Source organism: Thermosynechococcus sp. PP555 (assembly GCF_031583225.1).
Lineage (GTDB): Bacteria > Cyanobacteriota > Cyanobacteriia > Thermosynechococcales > Thermosynechococcaceae > Thermosynechococcus.
This window is the reverse complement of sequence record NZ_CP134168.1, coordinates 2,549,417-2,565,846: the sequence shown is the minus strand read 5'-3', so window position 1 is coordinate 2,565,846 and position 16,430 is coordinate 2,549,417. Positions and strand designations below refer to the sequence as shown.

16 protein-coding genes, 1 tRNA gene and 1 pseudogene are annotated in these 16,430 nt (G+C 55.3%); 9 read left to right on the top strand and 9 right to left on the bottom strand.

Annotation, left to right across the window (positions count from 1 at the left end):
* The first annotated feature begins 2 nt into the window (after window positions 1–2).
* Window positions 3–905 (top strand): energy-coupling factor transporter transmembrane protein EcfT, encoded by a 903-nt coding sequence (locus tag RHH27_RS12590; protein WP_206200416.1) that lies wholly within the window; start codon window positions 3–5, stop codon window positions 903–905.
* The gene (locus tag RHH27_RS12585; RefSeq protein WP_399373409.1) at window positions 803–2,278 is read left to right on the top strand and encodes an anthranilate synthase component I; all 1,476 of its coding nucleotides are present in this window, start codon (window positions 803–805) and stop codon (window positions 2,276–2,278) included. Before RHH27_RS12590 ends, RHH27_RS12585 begins: the two co-directional genes overlap by 103 nt.
* Here the strand turns inward: RHH27_RS12585 and RHH27_RS12580 are convergent.
* Genes RHH27_RS12580 through RHH27_RS12570 form a run of 3 tightly spaced genes read right to left on the bottom strand, consistent with a single transcriptional unit; the run spans window position 2,275 to window position 4,678 of the window.
* Window positions 2,275–2,751 carry a DUF3122 domain-containing protein gene (locus tag RHH27_RS12580; RefSeq protein ID WP_302678447.1) on the bottom strand — a complete coding sequence of 159 codons (477 nt, stop codon included), beginning with the start codon at window positions 2,749–2,751 and terminating at the stop codon, window positions 2,275–2,277. The genes RHH27_RS12585 and RHH27_RS12580 overlap by 4 nt on opposite strands.
* A 12-nt stretch (window positions 2,752–2,763) precedes the next feature.
* Entirely contained in the window at window positions 2,764–3,339 is a 576-nt protein-coding gene (locus RHH27_RS12575; protein ID WP_302678446.1) for a DUF3365 domain-containing protein, read from the bottom strand.
* Between the two features lie 40 nt (window positions 3,340–3,379).
* Window positions 3,380–4,678: an NAD(P)/FAD-dependent oxidoreductase gene (locus RHH27_RS12570; RefSeq protein ID WP_302678445.1), complete on the bottom strand. Its 1,299-nt coding sequence runs from the start codon at window positions 4,676–4,678 to the stop codon at window positions 3,380–3,382.
* A gap of 112 nt (window positions 4,679–4,790) precedes the next feature.
* Here RHH27_RS12570 and RHH27_RS12565 point away from each other — a divergent pair, with 112 nt between their 5' ends.
* Window positions 4,791–5,294: a single-stranded DNA-binding protein gene (locus RHH27_RS12565; RefSeq protein WP_310745004.1), complete on the top strand. Its 504-nt coding sequence runs from the start codon at window positions 4,791–4,793 to the stop codon at window positions 5,292–5,294.
* 198 nt (window positions 5,295–5,492) lie between these two features.
* Here RHH27_RS12565 and RHH27_RS12560 read toward each other — a convergent pair whose 3' ends face one another.
* Window positions 5,493–5,825 carry an endonuclease domain-containing protein gene (locus tag RHH27_RS12560; RefSeq protein WP_206200410.1) on the bottom strand — a complete coding sequence of 111 codons (333 nt, stop codon included), beginning with the start codon at window positions 5,823–5,825 and terminating at the stop codon, window positions 5,493–5,495.
* Window positions 5,826–5,956: 131 nt separating this feature from the next.
* Here RHH27_RS12560 and RHH27_RS12555 point away from each other — a divergent pair.
* Window positions 5,957–6,761, top strand: a pseudogene (locus tag RHH27_RS12555) (IS630 family transposase).
* Here the strand turns inward: RHH27_RS12555 and RHH27_RS12550 are convergent.
* Entirely contained in the window at window positions 6,714–7,100 is a 387-nt protein-coding gene (locus RHH27_RS12550) for a HEAT repeat domain-containing protein (protein ID WP_302678443.1), read from the bottom strand. The pseudogene RHH27_RS12555 and the gene RHH27_RS12550 sit on opposite strands and share 48 nt — an antisense overlap.
* Before the next feature lie 63 nt (window positions 7,101–7,163).
* Here RHH27_RS12550 and RHH27_RS12545 point away from each other — a divergent pair.
* Window positions 7,164–7,237 (top strand) — tRNA-Asp (locus RHH27_RS12545).
* Between the two features lie 19 nt (window positions 7,238–7,256).
* On the opposite strand, the gene RHH27_RS12540 is transcribed toward RHH27_RS12545, so the two are convergent.
* A complete protein-coding gene (locus RHH27_RS12540) occupies window positions 7,257–7,835 on the bottom strand; it encodes a M23 family metallopeptidase (RefSeq protein ID WP_302678442.1) in 579 nt (192 codons plus the stop codon).
* Window positions 7,836–7,942: 107 nt separating this feature from the next.
* Here RHH27_RS12540 and RHH27_RS12535 point away from each other — a divergent pair, with 107 nt between their 5' ends.
* Window positions 7,943–8,206: a DUF3493 domain-containing protein gene (locus RHH27_RS12535; RefSeq protein WP_302678441.1), complete on the top strand. Its 264-nt coding sequence runs from the start codon at window positions 7,943–7,945 to the stop codon at window positions 8,204–8,206.
* On the opposite strand, the gene prmC is transcribed toward RHH27_RS12535, so the two are convergent.
* Window positions 8,203–9,078, bottom strand: coding sequence for a peptide chain release factor N(5)-glutamine methyltransferase (gene prmC, locus RHH27_RS12530; protein ID WP_302678440.1), 876 nt, complete (start codon window positions 9,076–9,078; stop codon window positions 8,203–8,205). The genes RHH27_RS12535 and prmC overlap by 4 nt on opposite strands.
* 78 nt (window positions 9,079–9,156) lie before the next feature.
* Between prmC and RHH27_RS12525 the strand changes: the two genes are divergently transcribed.
* Window positions 9,157–9,516, top strand: coding sequence for a hypothetical protein (locus RHH27_RS12525; RefSeq protein WP_302678439.1), 360 nt, complete (start codon window positions 9,157–9,159; stop codon window positions 9,514–9,516).
* Here RHH27_RS12525 and RHH27_RS12520 read toward each other — a convergent pair.
* Window positions 9,506–10,420: a DMT family transporter gene (locus RHH27_RS12520; RefSeq protein ID WP_302678438.1), complete on the bottom strand. Its 915-nt coding sequence runs from the start codon at window positions 10,418–10,420 to the stop codon at window positions 9,506–9,508. The genes RHH27_RS12525 and RHH27_RS12520 overlap by 11 nt on opposite strands.
* Window positions 10,407–12,206 (bottom strand): aspartate kinase, encoded by a 1,800-nt coding sequence (locus RHH27_RS12515; protein WP_206200405.1) that lies wholly within the window; start codon window positions 12,204–12,206, stop codon window positions 10,407–10,409. Before RHH27_RS12515 ends, RHH27_RS12520 begins: the two co-directional genes overlap by 14 nt.
* A gap of 136 nt (window positions 12,207–12,342) precedes the next feature.
* Here RHH27_RS12515 and ftsH point away from each other — a divergent pair, with 136 nt between their 5' ends.
* Both ftsH and RHH27_RS12505 read left to right on the top strand, forming a co-directional pair.
* Window positions 12,343–14,271 carry an ATP-dependent zinc metalloprotease FtsH gene (gene ftsH / locus RHH27_RS12510; RefSeq protein ID WP_302678437.1) on the top strand — a complete coding sequence of 643 codons (1,929 nt, stop codon included), beginning with the start codon at window positions 12,343–12,345 and terminating at the stop codon, window positions 14,269–14,271.
* Window positions 14,272–14,285: 14 nt separating this feature from the next.
* The gene (locus RHH27_RS12505) at window positions 14,286–16,430 is read left to right on the top strand and encodes an ATP-binding protein (RefSeq protein WP_302678436.1); all 2,145 of its coding nucleotides are present in this window, start codon (window positions 14,286–14,288) and stop codon (window positions 16,428–16,430) included.

Sequence of the window (16,430 nt, the reverse complement as noted above, 5' to 3'; positions counted from 1 at the left end):
CCATGGATCTCCTGCGATCGCTCCCTTTGGGGCTATACCTTGAACAACCGGTGACTTGGCTGCACCGCCTTGATCCGCGGGTTAAGTTGGCATGGTTGATGACGTTTCTGTTGGCACCTATTTTGGCGGATGTCAGTTGGCGGTTGGGGCTAGTGGTCAGTTTAATTCTCCTGACCCTCCTAGGGGGGATTCCCGCACGGGTGTGGCGGCGGCAACTGCTGTGGCTCCTCTTGGTGGGGAGTTTAATTCTAGTCATCACGGCTTTGATGCCCGATGGGATGGCGGTCACCTATCAACCCCGCCGCCCTTTGGAAGCCACCGCTCCGCCCACGAGTTACAGTTATATCCTGTGGCAGTTTCGTGCCCAAGTGGGTCAGTTTCCAATTCATCTGCAAGTCTCCCAGCGATCGCTGGATTTGGGGTTACGCCTGAGTACCCTCCTGTTTACGCTCCTTTACAGCACGCATCTGTTTTTGCTGACCACTGCCCCAGAAGAAGTCACCGCTGGCTTGGAAAATCTGATGCAGCCCCTGAAACGCTTTAAGCTGCCAGTGGCCGAAATTGCCCTGACCTTGACGCTGTCGCTGCGGTTTATTCCCTTGGTTTTAGAAGAGGTGCAAAACCTGAGCCGCTCAGTGCGGACGCGTGCCATCAATTGGCGACTGGTGGGCATTAAGGGCAGCATCAAGTTGTGGCTCACCTTAGCAGTACGGCTGTTGGACAATTTACTCCTGCGGGCAGAACAGGTGGCCTGTGCCATGCAGGTGCGGGGCTTTCAAGAACCGGGAACCTACGATAATCCCTGGCACCATCTGCGACTGCAGCGGCGAGATTGGTTGGCTCTGGGGGGCATGGGGTTATTTTGGTTGGTTCGTTTGGGTTGGTTGGGGGTGACACACCATTGATGTTCCCCTGTCAGCCGTGGCTATGGTGCTGTTTGCCGCTGCGGCGTCGCACGGGTCGCGCTATTTTTCAGCAATTGTTTTTGACTGAGCCAATTGCCGTTTTACTGGAAAGCCCAGCCCAAGCCCCGACTCCCCAAGCGCGCTACTCCATTTGTGCGGGGTCACCACGGCGCGATCGCCAGTGGCCACTCTCCTTGGGTCAAGTCCTGCCGACGCTACACAGCTTTCCCCAATGTGAAGCGGTTCCTGAAGCGGTGCGCCATCTGCCCTTTACTGGTGGCTGGTTGGGATGGCTGGGGTATGAGTTGGCGTGGGAAATTGAAGCCCTGCCGCCTCTGAAGCCTGATCCTCTCCCTTTTCCAGTGGCCTTTTGGTATGAACCCCAAGCCTTCGCGGTTTTAGATCATCAAGAAGATCTCCTCTATCTAGCAGCTTCCACCGAGGCAGAGTTAACCCTTCTCCAACAGAGCCTAGAGCAAACGTCCCCTGCCCTTCATCTGCCCCTACCCGATCCCCCCGGCAGCATTGAACTAGCCGCTGGCTGGCAACCCGATACCTACCAAGCAGCGGTGCGGCAGATTCTCCGCCATATTCGTGCCGGGGATATTTTTCAGGCCAATCTGTCGGCCCGCTTTTGCCATTACGGGCGCGTTGATCCTTGGCAACAATACCTGCGGCTGCAGCAGATTAACCCGTCTCCCTTTGCCAGTTTTTGGCAGACCCCTTGGGGCTACATTGTCAGTTGCTCACCGGAACGCTTGGTGCAAGTGCAGGGAGATAGGGTGCAAACCCGACCCATTGCTGGTACCCGTCCGCGCGGCCAAACCCCAGCGGGCGATCGCGCCCAGGCCGAGGAACTCCTTAGGAATACCAAGGAACAGGCAGAACACATGATGCTCGTGGATTTAGAGCGCAATGACTTGGGGCGAGTGTGCCAGTGGGGCAGTGTGGTGGTGGATGAACTCCTAACGCTGGAGTACTACAGCCATGTGATTCACTTGGTGAGCAATGTTCGCGGCACGTTGCAGCCGGGGCTGTCTCCTGTGGATGTGATCCGTGCCCTCTTTCCCGGTGGCACGATTACCGGCTGTCCCAAGGTACGCTGCATGGCGATTTTGGCCGATTTGGAACCCTTTCCCCGCAATTTGTTCTACGGTTCCTGTGGCTACTGGGATCAGCGGGGGCATTTGGACTTGAATATCCTCATCCGTACTCTTTTGGTGGCGGGCGATCGCCAGACGACTTGGGGGCAAGTGGGCGCCGGTATTGTGGCCGACAGTGATCCAGAGCGGGAATGGCAAGAATCCCTGAGCAAAGCCCAAGCCCTACTCCTTGCCCTTGGGACACCTACGCCCATCAGCCCCCGTTCCTAGACTCCCTCCATCAGAGCGTGCCATTCAATTACCACAGCCGCAGGCACAGCAATCTCAATCCCCTGCTCCTCTAGGGGCGGACGCAGTACCAAGGGTTCACTCTGGGGCAAGCGCGGTACAAGGGGCAACAGGTCAAACTGTCCCACATTGGCAACGGAGTCTGCCTTGGGAAAGTCATCTACGGCTGTGAGGGTTTGACCGCTCGATGTGATCAGCACCAAGGGATCGGGATGGCGAAAGTGGTACTGCTCGGGAAACCCCACCAAGCGTAATTGCAACTGGTCACGACGGGAAAAGAGAATCACCTGCCACGTGAAGCCACGATTATCGCGCAACTGATGCCGCGACTGCACCACCACTTGATTGGGAGCCTCTTCAATGGTGCGAATCATGGCAGGGCTACTGGGGGACACCGCTAGCCACAGGAGAATGACGAGCAGGATCACAAGTAACCAACCCTGCCAACGTTTCATTGAAGTTCCTCCCTAGGGTGAGGTTTGGAGTGCCTGTTGAATTTGCGGAATCGTCACAGCGTACATGCCCCGCAGATCACCAACACGGAAGCCATAGGCGCGATCGCTGGGATATTTTTCTTGAATAAAGGCAGGCCGCCGATTTTTCGCCCCATGACAGGCAAGGCAACTGGCTTGGACATCAATGCGACGGAAGTAGTGCACCCCTTCAGCATCCGTTTGCCAAAAGGCTTGGAGTTGACGATTGTTATCAAAGCGATTGAGGGCTTGCACTTCCAGCGCTGTGCGCGGGGCATGGTTGGGGTTGCGGTACTTGAGGGCTACCTGACGCAGTTGCCAGCCATTAGCAGCAGCAATTTCCTTCGCTTTCTTGCCCACGGGGGCACAAACAGCCTTAAAGGTGTCAAGGGTGGGTTCGGTGGTACTGCCCTCTAGGGTAGAGGCAAGACCAATGCGCATTTGATCCAATTGTTCAATCGCAGTTACGGCTTTCCCCAGTTCATCGGGATTCACACTGGCCAAGGTGGCCGGGGAATTCTGGAGCCATAGGGACACCATCAACAGACCCATGAGAAAGATGCGCACCATAGAAATTGCTCCTTTATGAAATTTTGTCAATGTTTCTCTATCAAACTTTCATAGTTGGTTGCTGCTCTGGGAACACGGTGGGTTGAAGGGGACGCACAAGGGAGAGGCCAAAGAAGAGCCGCAGTCCCCACTGTTCAAACCAAGGAACACTTAGCCCCCATCGCATTTTCAGCAGGAAGTAGCGTTCAAAGGCGGCCTTGACCCAACTCACCCACAATCCTTGAATGGCGTAGGCCAAGCGGCGCTTCTGCCCGAGGGTCTCAGGAATCACAGGAGCGGCAATATAGGCAATACCCGTGTCGCCAAAGTCGGCAAAACAGAGGGCATCCAGTGTCGGCACCACAGGCTCAGCCGCTAATTCCCCAAGGGCAACGGCAATGTTGTGGCTCGCAGCCATCGCCATCTCCTCGGTCATTTGACCCGTCTTGGGCAAGCCCATAGGCACAGGGGTGACTTCTATCGGCGGCAGGTGAACACTAATACCGACCCCATAGATTTCAGGATAGTCGGGGTGCTGAAGGGTGGGCAGCAGGGGCAAAAATCCCTTTTCATTGCCAAGACCCGAGGCACGCACAAAGGCTGGCCCGCGAAAAGGTGGCAAAATCATGCTGTAGCCAAAGGGGATTACCCGTCCATCCCGCAACAAAATCCGATGCGGCTCAATGGCCGTGATCTCGGCATTCGTGATGGTTTCAATGCCCCGCTGTGCAATCAGGTCTAGGGTGAGTTGATCACTGTTGGCCAAGCCACCAATCCCCAGATGGCCAATGTAGGGTTCAGGGGTAATGAATGTCATCTTGACGCGATCGCGCAACCGATGACGCCGCAGGGCATACTCCGCCAAAAACAGAAATTCATAGGCAGGCCCAAAGCAACTGGCTCCCGGCGCCGCACCCACAACTAAGTCCTTGGGGTCTTTGAGGAATGCTTGCCATCCTCGATGGGCGGCAACTGCGTGGGCGGGGGTACACACGGAATGACTGTGAACGCCAAGGCCGGGAATCAAATCGAGGGCGAGTTCTGCCCCTGTGGCAATCACTAAATAGTCGTAGTCAAGGGTTTGCTCAGGCAAATAGACTTTCTTAGCTTTAGGGTCAATCTGCTGGACTTTGCCTTGCACCCATTGCAACCCATGGCGACGGCTCACGATCCCTAGGGGCACTTGCAGGCGTTCGAGGGAATGGTGTCCGAGGGCAACTGCCACTAGTCCTGGAATAAATGTAAAGCGATCCACATCGGAGACCAACACCACTTGATGGCGATCGCCCAAACGATGCCGCAATTCGTAGGCTGTGGGCAATCCGCCAATGCCCGCCCCAAGGACAACCACCCGTGCCATGACCGTGTCCTCTGTAAGTTTATTTAATTAACTATATGGTAGTATAAGAAGATACAATTGGCTACAGCCGTCTGTGCTAGGGAGAACCCCAGCGTCGCGCTGTATTGATCCTGTGGCCTTGTCGCGGCAGCCGTTGGGACTATACTGGAAAGAACACGACCTGTTGGAAGCTCATCGGATGAATAGTTGCGTCCTCTTTGCAGAAGTGATTCAAGCGCCAGAACTGCGCTACACCCAAGAAAATCAGATGGCGGTGGCCACAATGGTGGTGCAGTTTGCTAGCCTGCGCAGTGAAGAGCCACCCATGAGTTTGCGAACAGTGGCGTGGGGCAATTTGGGGCAAAAAATGCAGGCAGAATGCAAAGTGGGCGATCGCCTGATCTTAGAAGGTCGGCTAAAAATGGACACCATTGACCGCCCCGAAGGTTTCAAAGAAAAACGCGCCGAGTTGGTGGTAAGCCGCTTCTACACCGTTGAGGGCAATATTGTGGATCATCCGGCACAGCCGGCAACCACCCCCATGGCCACACCCGCAGCCACTGCACCTGTCACACCGAAGGTGGCACCCCCACCCCCCGACCCCGAAGATATTAACCTAGATGAGGTACCCTTCTAGGGATTGACGCTGATTCGGCTAGCGTTTAGCACGAACACATCATCTCACCCACGTCAGTTTGGGATGAGGAGAACTAGAGAGCCATGGGAGGCTTCTTAGTCTGATGGGCAGAGGTCACAAATGAGATTCACGCAGCAATTCACAGGGCAAGAATTCCCTTCGCATCCCTTTCGTAGTCAGCCCAACTCAGACCCACCCCTAGCCTCTCTCTGGAGGGAAAGTTTTGGAGGCGTTGTCCTTTATCCAGGTTGCGATCGCCTCAAGGACTCCCTCAACATTGTGGCACACCTCTTCATCTCGAAACCGCAAGAATCGAACCCCTAAGGCTTCAAGCCTTTGCTGACGGTAGCGGTCTTGCTCTTGAGCTTCTTCGCTATCGTGGGATGAGCCATCAACTTCGATCGCTAGCTTCAGCTTTTTGCAGTAGAAGTCAACAACGTACTCATCGATAGGACGTTGGCGATCGAAATCATAGCCATTCATCTGCTTGCCCTTGAGATGCTGCCAGAGAATCACCTCCGATCGCGTCATTCTTTTTCGTATAGCTATTTCGAAAGGGAGTGAGATATTTTCAAGAGGGATAGGCTATACTCAAAGCGTCATGAATGTTACTCAAGAATATGAGCTATAGCTTGGACTGACGAGAGCGGGTTGTCTCCTACATCCAGCAAGGTGGCAAAATCAGTGAAGCAACTCAAATCTTTCAGGGCAGTCGCGCCACCATCCATCGCTGGCTGAAGCGAGAGGACTTAGCGCCCACGGTTGTCCCCCGTCGTCCTTGGAAACTGGATTGGGCGGCCTTAGCAGCGGATGTTGCTGCCCATCCCGATGACCGTTTAATCGACCGTGCCCAGCGATTTGGCGTCCAAGTTTCCACCATTAGTTATGCCCTCGCCCAGATGGGCATCACTCGAAAGAAAACAGATACGTTACCAAGAAAGGTGTGAGGCAGAGCGACAAGCGTATCAACAGCAGCTCGACACATGGGTAGAGAGCCATGGGGAGGAAACGGTGGTGTCTATCGATGAGAGGGGGTTTGACTCTCGAGTGGAGTGTGAGTATGGGTGGTCAGCGCGAGGCCAACGAATTGATGGAGAGCGAGTGGGAAGGCGTCAGAAAAGAGAGAGTTGAGTCGCAGGACGGTATAGATACTAGAAAGACTTCATCGCCCCAATGCTGTTTTCAGGATATTTGAATGCGTTAGGGTTTGTGAGCTGGCTGAGTCAATACTGTTTGCTAGCGTTAGAGAAACGTTCGTTGTTGATGATGGATAATGCACCGATTCATCCAAAAGGGGCGATTCAGGCAGTGGTGAAAGCGGCGGGTCACGAGGTGTTATTTTTACCGAAATACTCTCCTGATTTGAATGTGATTGAGCACAACTTTAGTGCGTTGAAGCGAGCGCGGATGTATGCAGGGTCAAACAGTTCGATTGATGAGGTGATTCGCAAGTATTGTGCTGGATGATGTCTCATTCTTGATTAGAATTGCTATAAACTGCAACAGCCAATCATCGGTACTGTGGTAGGCCGTTTCTAAATCTTCAAGGGCAAAGGGAACTTGTAGGGCAGCCATCGCATCCGCTGCGGCAGCACGGACATCCGTTTCGCTGTCATGGAGCAGGCGATCGCGCAACAGGTCATGGGCTTGATTGAGATTGACGTGCCCAAGGCTGGCAATTTGACTCACCGCAGTGTAGCGGACACGGGAATTTTCATCTTGGCTGAGGGGTTGAATGAGCCGAAAGGCATCGTTGGGGTCAAGGCTACGCAGTTGATTGATGCCCCGCAGGCGATCGCCCAGCAAGGCAAATTTAACCAGTTGACAAGGCCATGATTTTCCTGATAGTCTAAAAATCGCTCAAAAATTGGGACTGTAGTTCAATCGGTTAGAGCACCGCCCTGTCACGGCGGAAGTTGCGGGTTCGAGCCCCGTCAGTCCCGTTAGTTTTTAACCAGAAAGTTATCGTTGGGCTTGGCTACCATACATGGCCTGTAGAACCACGGCAGGGTTGACCAATTGCCCTCGGTGGCGGAGCGTCCAGTGAAGGTGAGGTCCGGTGGTGCGGCCTGTCATGCCCACTCGACCAATACGTGCCCCCGTGGGTACCCGCTGCCCCTCTAGGATGAAAATGCCACCGGCGCGATCGACCATGGCTCGTCCTTGGGGGGTCTGCTCAACCCGCCCCATCATGTGGCAGTAAACGTGTTCCCAAGCCCCCGATTGAATTCGTACCAGTGTGCCACAGGCGGTGTGATCGGAAACTTCAATCACCTGCCCCGCCCACCAATTACGGATATAGCTCCCTTGAGGAGCGGCAAAATCAAGGCCATTGTGAAATTCGGTCGTGGGTTCCCCCGTGGGCGATCGCCGGTAGCCAAAGGGAGAGGTATAGCCTTGGAAATTTTCCACAGGAAAGGAAGCATCGCTCCAGCGGAGTGTCCCTGCACCAGTATTTTGGGAGGGTTGACTGAGTTGGGGAATTGCAACCGTGCTACCCAAGGCGATCGCCAGTGCTACACTGATTCGCTGCCAATGCATATCAAACTCCTCACATCTTTTTTGGCCTACGGCCTTAGACCGTTATTGATGCACACCGTTCCCCATTGTAGGGACGTAGGATATTTTCAGGTGATGGGAAAATCAAAATGGCTACTCACAAACCCCAGCAACCGGCTGAAGTGACTCAATCAACCCTGCGCGATCGCCTGCGAGCCGAGGCAGTGGCTCCCTATCGGGGACTACGGCGCGTTTTCTATGCCGTTTTTGCCGCTTCCGGACTCATGGGTGCCTTTATCCTTGGCCTCAAGGGATTGGCGGGCACTGCTGGTAACGATTTGGTGTGGAATCTGGCATTACAAATCGGAGTGGTTGCCCTGATGGTTGCCCTCTGGCGCTGGGATCGCGGCTAAACTGCTTGAGCGAGCAAAAAGCGATCGTGGCCACTGAGATCCCGAAGAATTTCCACTCGTTCATAGGCTTGGCTGGCCATTGCTAGCGCTGCCACAGCTTCCCCTTGGGTTGCCATCAATTCGATAAAGAGCCAGCCTTGGGGCTGAAGATACTCTGGTGCCGTCTCAACAATCTGACGAATCGCCTGCAAGCCATCCGCACCACCATCGAGGGCAAGGGGGGGTTCATGGTACTGCACCTCAGGTTGGAGAGTGGCCACTAGGCGGGTGGGAATATAGGGAGGATTACTGACAATGCCCTGCACCTGCCCTTGCAGATGGGTAAGGGGGGCAAACCAACTGCCAACATAGCAACGCACGCGATCGCCCAAAGCGTACTTTTGAATATTGACTTGCGCGACCTCTAGGGCCTCAGGGCTACAATCTACGGCATGCACCAGCGCCGCCGCAAATAACCGCGCTAAGCCGATGGCGATCGCCCCACTGCCGGTGCCCAAATCCAGCCAATGCCCCTGTTGTTGCCAAGGGGGTACCGTTACTGCCACCACTTCTAGGAGTTCCTCTGTTTCTGGCCGAGGAATCAACACACTGGGGGTGACAACTAATTCCAGATCGTGCCAGTGAACCGTACCAATGAGATATTGCAGGGGAACCCGCTCCTGCCAGCGGCGTTGCCAACGCTCTTGGAGTTCTGCAAGGGGCAGTTTTAGAGGAATCTCGGGCGGAAAGCGGCGCAGGGTGATGTCAAGGGGACTCAACTGTGTGAAGGCACTGAGAAATTGTTTTAACTCCCGTAGGCCACTCTCGCGCTCAGGGGCTGGAATGATCGCCTGTGCCCAGTGCCACCATGCTTGGAGTGCCTCGCTACTCACGAATATATCTTGACCCTTGTTTTCTGAGGATACTCGTATCAAAATAGCCCTAGAATTTCTAACTGTGCCTTATCCACTGTGGCAGATTTTCAGGAACAGCTTCAACGTCTGCAAGAGCAACTGCAACGGGCGCAGGCGCGAGCAAATGAACTGCCGTCACTGGTTCCTGAACCGCCCCCACCGCCTGTGGATCCCGAAGCCCCGGAATGCGCGGGTGAACGGGCACGGATTGAAGCCCTCGTGCGCAGTGAAACCTCTGTTGCCGAACTTCAGGCACAACTGATTGAAGCCCTCTTGGAAAATGAACGGCTACGGCGTGCCCTAGAGGAGGAGCGGCAAAGTCATGCCCGTACCCGTGAGGGACTCATTACCGCCTTAGGGGATGCTTTGGACACCCTCAAACAGCGGCGGCGATCGCCGAACCCCCCTAGGGACTAGGCCACAGTGCTACACTTAAACCCACCAGCACCAGACTGCCCCCCGTCATCACTACCGTTGTCGGCACCTCACCAAAGAGCAGCAAGGCAAAGAGACTCGCAGCAATCGGTTCTGCCAACACCAGAAGAGTTACCCATGTAGGGGAAAGCCAACGCACCCCCCAATTGAGACTGGTGTGCCCCACCAACTGGGGGATCAAAGCCAGCAGGAGAATCGCACCATAGAGCTTCAGCGGCCAACCTCCGTAAGTCAGACCCAGCAGTGGCGGCAGGGGCAAGAGAACCAAGGCAGCAGTGGCATAGGCCACAAGGGCGTAGTGGTGAATCGCCAGACCCGCCTTTTGAGCCGCTTGACCACAGATAAAGTAGGCACTGACCGCCCACGCCGCCGCGATCGCCAGCGCATTTCCGAGTAGGGGGTTCCTTGCCACAGCACTCGTCGGTTCTGCCGTCCCAATTAGGGCGCTGCCGCCAAGGGCGATCGCCATGCCCACCCAAGCACGGGGTTGAAGGGTTTGTCGCTGCCAAAGGTACCCGACGAGCGCCGACCAGATGGGCGTTGTGGTCACCAATGTGGTTGAGGCTGCCACCGAGGTGTAGTGCAGTGAGGTGAACCAGAGGCTAAAGTGCGCCGCAAGGGCAACCCCAGCCGCCAGTGCCCAACGCAGATTTTGGCGAGTCAGGTCTAGCCACGGCCACGTGTAAAGTTGCGGGGTCAAAAAGAGAGCAGCCAAACTGAGGCGACCACTGGCCAAGAAAATGCTCAACCCCACGGTCATGCCTAGGGAATCGGTGGCTAAATCAGCAACCCCCCAGCGCACCAGCACAGCAGCTGTAGAAACCGCCAACACGCCCACGCCGAGGACAAGGGCAATTTGCCAATAGGGCGGTCTATTTACCGACATCGGGAATGACGACGGGAGCCTCACCATCTAAACCAAAGGCTGTATGCACCGCCCGCAGCGCCCGCACCCCCTCCGATTCTGCCACCACACAACTCACGCGAATTTCCGAGGTAGCAATCATTTGAATGTTGATGTTTTCACGGGCGAGGGCCGCAAACATTTGGGCAGCAATCCCCGGACGGTGGATCATCCCCACACCAACAATGCTCACTTTGGCGATCGCCGTATCTATGAGGATGTCGCCGTAGCCCAATTGGCTCTGAACCCCCTTGAGTAGTTCCGTGGCTCGCTCGGCATCGGCAGAGGCCACCGTAAAGGCAATATCGCGGGTCATCACACCCCCCAAGGAACGCGATCGCTGGGATTGGATAATCATATCCACGCTAATGGCGGCATCCGCAAGGGTCTGGAAAATTGCCGCCGCCATACCGGGGCGATCGGGCACATCGCGAATCGCAATCCGCGCCTGCTTGGGATCAAGGGCAACGCCCCGCACCGCTGGGGCATCGGGGGTCTCTTGGGGGACAGTGGTGGCGGCTTCCACATCAAAGGTTTGGGAGAGAACAGCGATCGCTCGACCTGCATCCGCTGCGGCCACTGTACAACTGACATTCACTTCAGAGGTGGAAATCATTTGTAGGTTAATGCCCGCTGCCGCCAAGGCCGAAAACATCTGAGCGGCCACCCCCGGTCGGCCAATCATCCCGGCACCGGTGATACTCACCTTGGCAATGTCGGCATCCACGAGCACATCCGTCTCTTCAACCCGTGGATTCAAGCGGGGATAAAAGGCCACAGCAACAGCCTCGGCTTGTTTAAGAACGCGCTTTTGCACGGTGAAGGCAATGTCGTTCGTCTGACCTTCGTGAATGGATTGGATAATTAAATCCACATCAAGATTTTGCCGTGCCAGTTCGCCAAAAAGTTGTGCCGCAACGCCGGGGCGATCGGCCACCCGCAGTAGTGCCACCTTCGCCTGATCCGTATCCAGCGCCACCCCATCCACAGGTTTGCCCAGTTCAAGATTTTCCACGGGACGCGGCGGCCGCGATGGTGCAATGACACGGGTACCGGGATCATCCGTCCAACTGGAGCGCACCACCAAATCCACGCCATAGTTGCGGGCAATCTCCACGGCGCGGGGGTGCAAGACCTTTGCCCCTAGGCTCGCCAACTCCAGCATTTCATCGCAGGTAATCTCACTCATGAGTTGGGCATTGGGCACCAGTCGCGGATCCGTGGTCAAAATGCCGGGGACATCGGTGTAAATTTCGCAGCAATCCGCCCGCAGCGCCGCCGCCAAGGCCACAGCCGAGGTATCCGAGCCACCCCGCCCAAGGGTGGTGACTTCAAAATCCGCAGCAGCAGTAATCCCCTGAAAGCCGGCCACAACCACCACTTGTCCTTCTTTGAGGTGCCGTTCGAGGCGCTGGGTCTCAATGTGGAGAATGCGGGCACGGGTGTGGGCCGGTTCGGTGACAATGCCCACTTGGGCACCGGTGAGGGAGATGGCGGGTTCCCCCAAGGCATGGAGCGCCATCGTCAACAGGGCGATCGAGACCTGCTCCCCCGTGGAAAGCAGCATATCCATTTCCCGCTGACTGGGGCGATCGCTAATGGCATAGGCCAGTTGCACCAAGCTATCCGTGGTTTTGCCCATGGCCGAGACCACCACCACTACCTGATGTCCCGCTGCCACAGTTGCCTTGACTCTGCGGGCTACCGCTTGAATGCGCTCGACACTACCGACGGACGTGCCGCCATACTTTTGTACAATCAGTCCCATGGGCGTTCTAAAGAGAATGCTGTCCTATTTTATATTTAGGGCGGTGATTCTTGGCTGTGGCTGATCCAGGGCGCTAGGGAACTAAAAAATCGCTGTTAAACTGGAAATTAGAACTGAATTTCGGAAACGGGTGCCGATGAAATACGCTCAACGCCTTTCCCAACGGCTGAGTCAACTGGCTTTGGTCGTGGGTCTCTCGTTAGCTCCCACTCACATTGGTTTAGCGCAATCGAGCAATAACAACACCGTTTCCTACAGTCAATTCCTCAATGCCCTCAAGGCGGGTGAAGTCAGCTCCGTCGAACTCTATCAGGAACAGGGGCTAGCCAAGTTTCGCCGTAAAGATCAACCCGAACAATCTCCCCCCCAAGAGGTACGGCTCTTTGATCGCAATCCTGAACTTGTAGAACTGCTGCGCCAAGTGAGTACCCGCTATAACACGACGGTGCGGGTGGTGCCCTCTAGCAGTGATGGGGCAGTGGTTGGCGTCATTTCTAACTTGATGCTGGGCTTCTTTCTGCTGATTTTATTCCTGATGATTTTGCGGCGGGCGAGTAATGCCCCCGGCGGCCCTGGGCAGATTCTCAACTTTGGTAAATCCCGCGCCCGCTTTCAAATGGAGGCACAAACGGGGGTGACCTTTGGCGATGTGGCTGGGATTGAAGAGGCCAAAGAAGAGCTGCAGGAAGTTGTGACCTTTCTCAAGAATTCAGAGAAATTTACCTCCATTGGTGCCCGTATTCCCAAGGGGGTGCTGCTAGTTGGGCCACCAGGAACCGGAAAAACGCTCCTTGCCAAGGCGATCGCCGGTGAAGCTGGGGTTCCCTTCTTTTCCATTTCTGGTTCTGAATTTGTGGAAATGTTTGTGGGCGTCGGTGCCTCCCGTGTGCGGGATCTCTTCAGAAAGGCCAAAGAAAACGCCCCTTGTCTGGTGTTTATTGATGAAATTGATGCCGTCGGTCGCCAACGGGGTGCCGGCATTGGCGGTGGCAATGATGAGCGCGAGCAAACCCTCAATCAACTCCTGACGGAAATGGATGGCTTTGAGGGGAATACGGGCATTATTGTGATTGCGGCAACGAACCGCCCCGATGTTTTGGATGCTGCCCTCCTGCGTCCGGGTCGCTTTGACCGCCAAATTACCGTTGATTTGCCCAGCTACAAGGGACGCCTGCAAATTCTCCAAGTCCATGCGCGGCACAAGAAAATTGCTCCCGAGGTGTCCCTAGAGGCGATCGCCCGCCGTACCCCCGGCTTTTCGGGTGCCGAACTGGCCAACCTCCTCAATGAAGCCGCAATTCTTACTGCTCGGCGTCGCAAACCGGCCATTACCAATGCCGAAATTGACGATGCCATTGATCGCGTGACGATTGGCATGACGCTCACTCCCCTCCTCGACAGCAAGAAAAAGTGGCTGATTGCCTACCACGAAGTGGGTCATGCTCTACTGATGACGCTCTTGAAACATGCGGATCCCCTCAATAAAGTGACCATTATTCCCCGGTCGGGGGGCGTTGGCGGCTTTGCCCAGCAAATCTTTGATGAAGAGCGGGTGGATAGTGGCCTCTATACCCGCGCATGGCTCCTCGATGAGATCACCATTCTATTGGGGGGGCGCGCTGCCGAAGTGGAAATCTTTGGCGATGCTGAAGTCACCGTGGGTGCCAGTAGCGACTTGCGAGCAGTGGCCAATCTGGCGCGGGAAATGGTGACCCGTTACGGCATGTCGGACTTGGGACACTTAGCCCTTGAAACGCCGGGCAACGAGGTCTTTCTGGGTCGAGATCTCATGCCGCGCGCTGAATATTCTGAAGCTGTGGCCGTGCAAATTGACCACCAAGTGCGCGAGATTGTTATGCACTGCTACGAGATTGCCCGCAAACTGATCCGCGAGCATCGGGTGGCCATTGATAAGCTGGTGGAGCTGCTCCTTGAGAAAGAAACCATTGACGGTGATGAGTTCCGTGCCTTGGTGCGCCAATATACTACCCTACCTGTCAAAGAACCCACTTGGAAGGTGACAGCGACACCAGTATCCTTTCGTCAGGGTGCCCAGCCGTCCTAGGCAAGGAGGCAACGGTGAGCCACGAGCGGCAGGCAGTCCGCCACCTGTTAGTCCTCGAAGACAGTGAGGGGCGGCGACCTATTTTGCTAGAGGCAGCCACTTATTCCATCGGTCGCGATCCAACGAATTCAATTGTGCTTCACTCGAAGATGGTCTCACGGCAGCACGCGATTTTGTTACGGGTGACCAGTCCTGAAACCAATAGCCATCTTTTTCGCCTCATTGATGGTGATTTGCAGGGCAAGCGCAGTACGAATGGCACTCTGGTCAATGGCCAGCGGATTGTTGCCCATGATTTGCGTGGCGGTGACATGATTGTGTTTGGCGGCGATGTGCGTGCCCGCTACTTGACCTTGACGAACATGACGGATACGGAGTTTCAGGATTTTTGCCGCAGTACCGATGTCTTAGGATTTCTCTCCAAAAGCACCAATCCCTTTGCAACACTTGTCCCCCTCAGTGAAGGTAATATCGAGAATTTTAGTGAAGCGGCCTTAGTGCGCTTGGCCTCCTATCCGGAGCTGACGCCCAACCCAATTTTGGAAGTGGATTTAGAGGGGAGGGTGACGTATCTCAATCCAGCGGCAGTGATACAGTTTCGAGATCTACAGCAACAGAAGTTGACTCATCCTCTATTGCTGGGATTGCCGGAACTCGCACGCTACATGAAGCAAACCCAAGAAAAAGTGCATGTGCGGGAGGTGGAGTACCAAGGGCGCATCTACGAGCAATCCATTCACTACATCTATGAAAGTGAGCTGATCCGCAGCTATGTCATGGATGTCACCGATCGCAAGCGAGCCGAGGAACAACTGCGCAACCAAGCCCGCCGTGAGGCCATCATTAACCGCATCATTCAAGCCATGCGTACCACTATGGTGGCAGCGGAAGTTCTGCAAATTACCGCTGATTTACTCCTAGAAGCCTTGGGATCGACCCTCTGCCTGATTACGCAAACCCATGCGCCCAATAGCCCTACCTATGCCAGCCGTCCTCAATTTGTCAGCTTACCCAACCACTTGATTGCTCTCAACCAGCAGGCGATCGTCCTCTTTGAATCTACCCTTCGCAGCGGTGAACAGGTGGTCTTAGCTGCCAGTCGCCCAGATCTGCCAGAGCCGCTGCAAACGGATCTCAGAACCTTAAATGTCAATGCCTTGGTGATCACTCCCCTAGTTTACCTTGGCCAACTCCTCGGCCAAATTACGCTCCTCGATTGGGAGTGGGAACCCAGTGAGGCAACGTCCGTTTTGGCAAGCGATCGCCAGCTTTGGCAACAAACCCTGCCCAAGTCTTGGACACCAGAAGATTTAAGCCTCGTCAAAACCATTGCCGATCAGTGTGCCCTCGCCATTCACCAAGCGCAGCTTTACCAACAGGTACAAGAACTCAATGCGGATTTGGAGCGCCAAGTGCGCGCCCGTACTGCCGAACTGGAACAGAAAATGCAGGAGCTAGAGCGGCTCAATGCCATTAAGGATGATTTCTTGAGTACCGTTTCCCACGAGTTGCGTACCCCCATGGCCAATATGAAAATGGCCATCTATATGCTGAAGCAATTTGCCACCGACGATCGCCAGAAACGCTACCTCGACATTCTCGCCAATGAGTGCAACCGCGAAACGGAATTGATCAATGATTTGCTGGATCTGCAACGCCTAGAGGCAGGGCGCAGCCAGATTCAACAGGAGGTGATTGATCTCGACAGTTGGCTGCCCTCGGTGCTCGAACCCTTCCGCAACCGCATGCAACAGCGGCAGCAATCCCTTGAGATTTTGCGCCCCGCCACGTTGCCGCCCCTCCTCTCCAACCGCCATGCCTTAGCCCGCATCTTGGCAGAGTTACTCAACAATGCCTGTAAGTACAGCCCTGCTGGCGCACAGATTGTTGTCCGTTTTGATCCAATCGGGGGCGATCGCCTGCAAATTCAAGTGAGTAATCCCTCAGAGATTCCTAGTGAGGAGCTACCGCGCATCTTTGAAAAGTTTTATCGCATTCCCAATGCCGATCCGTGGCAACAGGGGGGAACGGGTTTAGGCCTTGCCCTCACCCAAAAACTCGTGGAGCAATTGCAGGGTGAAATTAGCGCCGACAGTGAAGCGGGCATTACCACCTTTACCCTCAGCCTACCCACTGCATCAGGTGATCCCGCTGCCTGA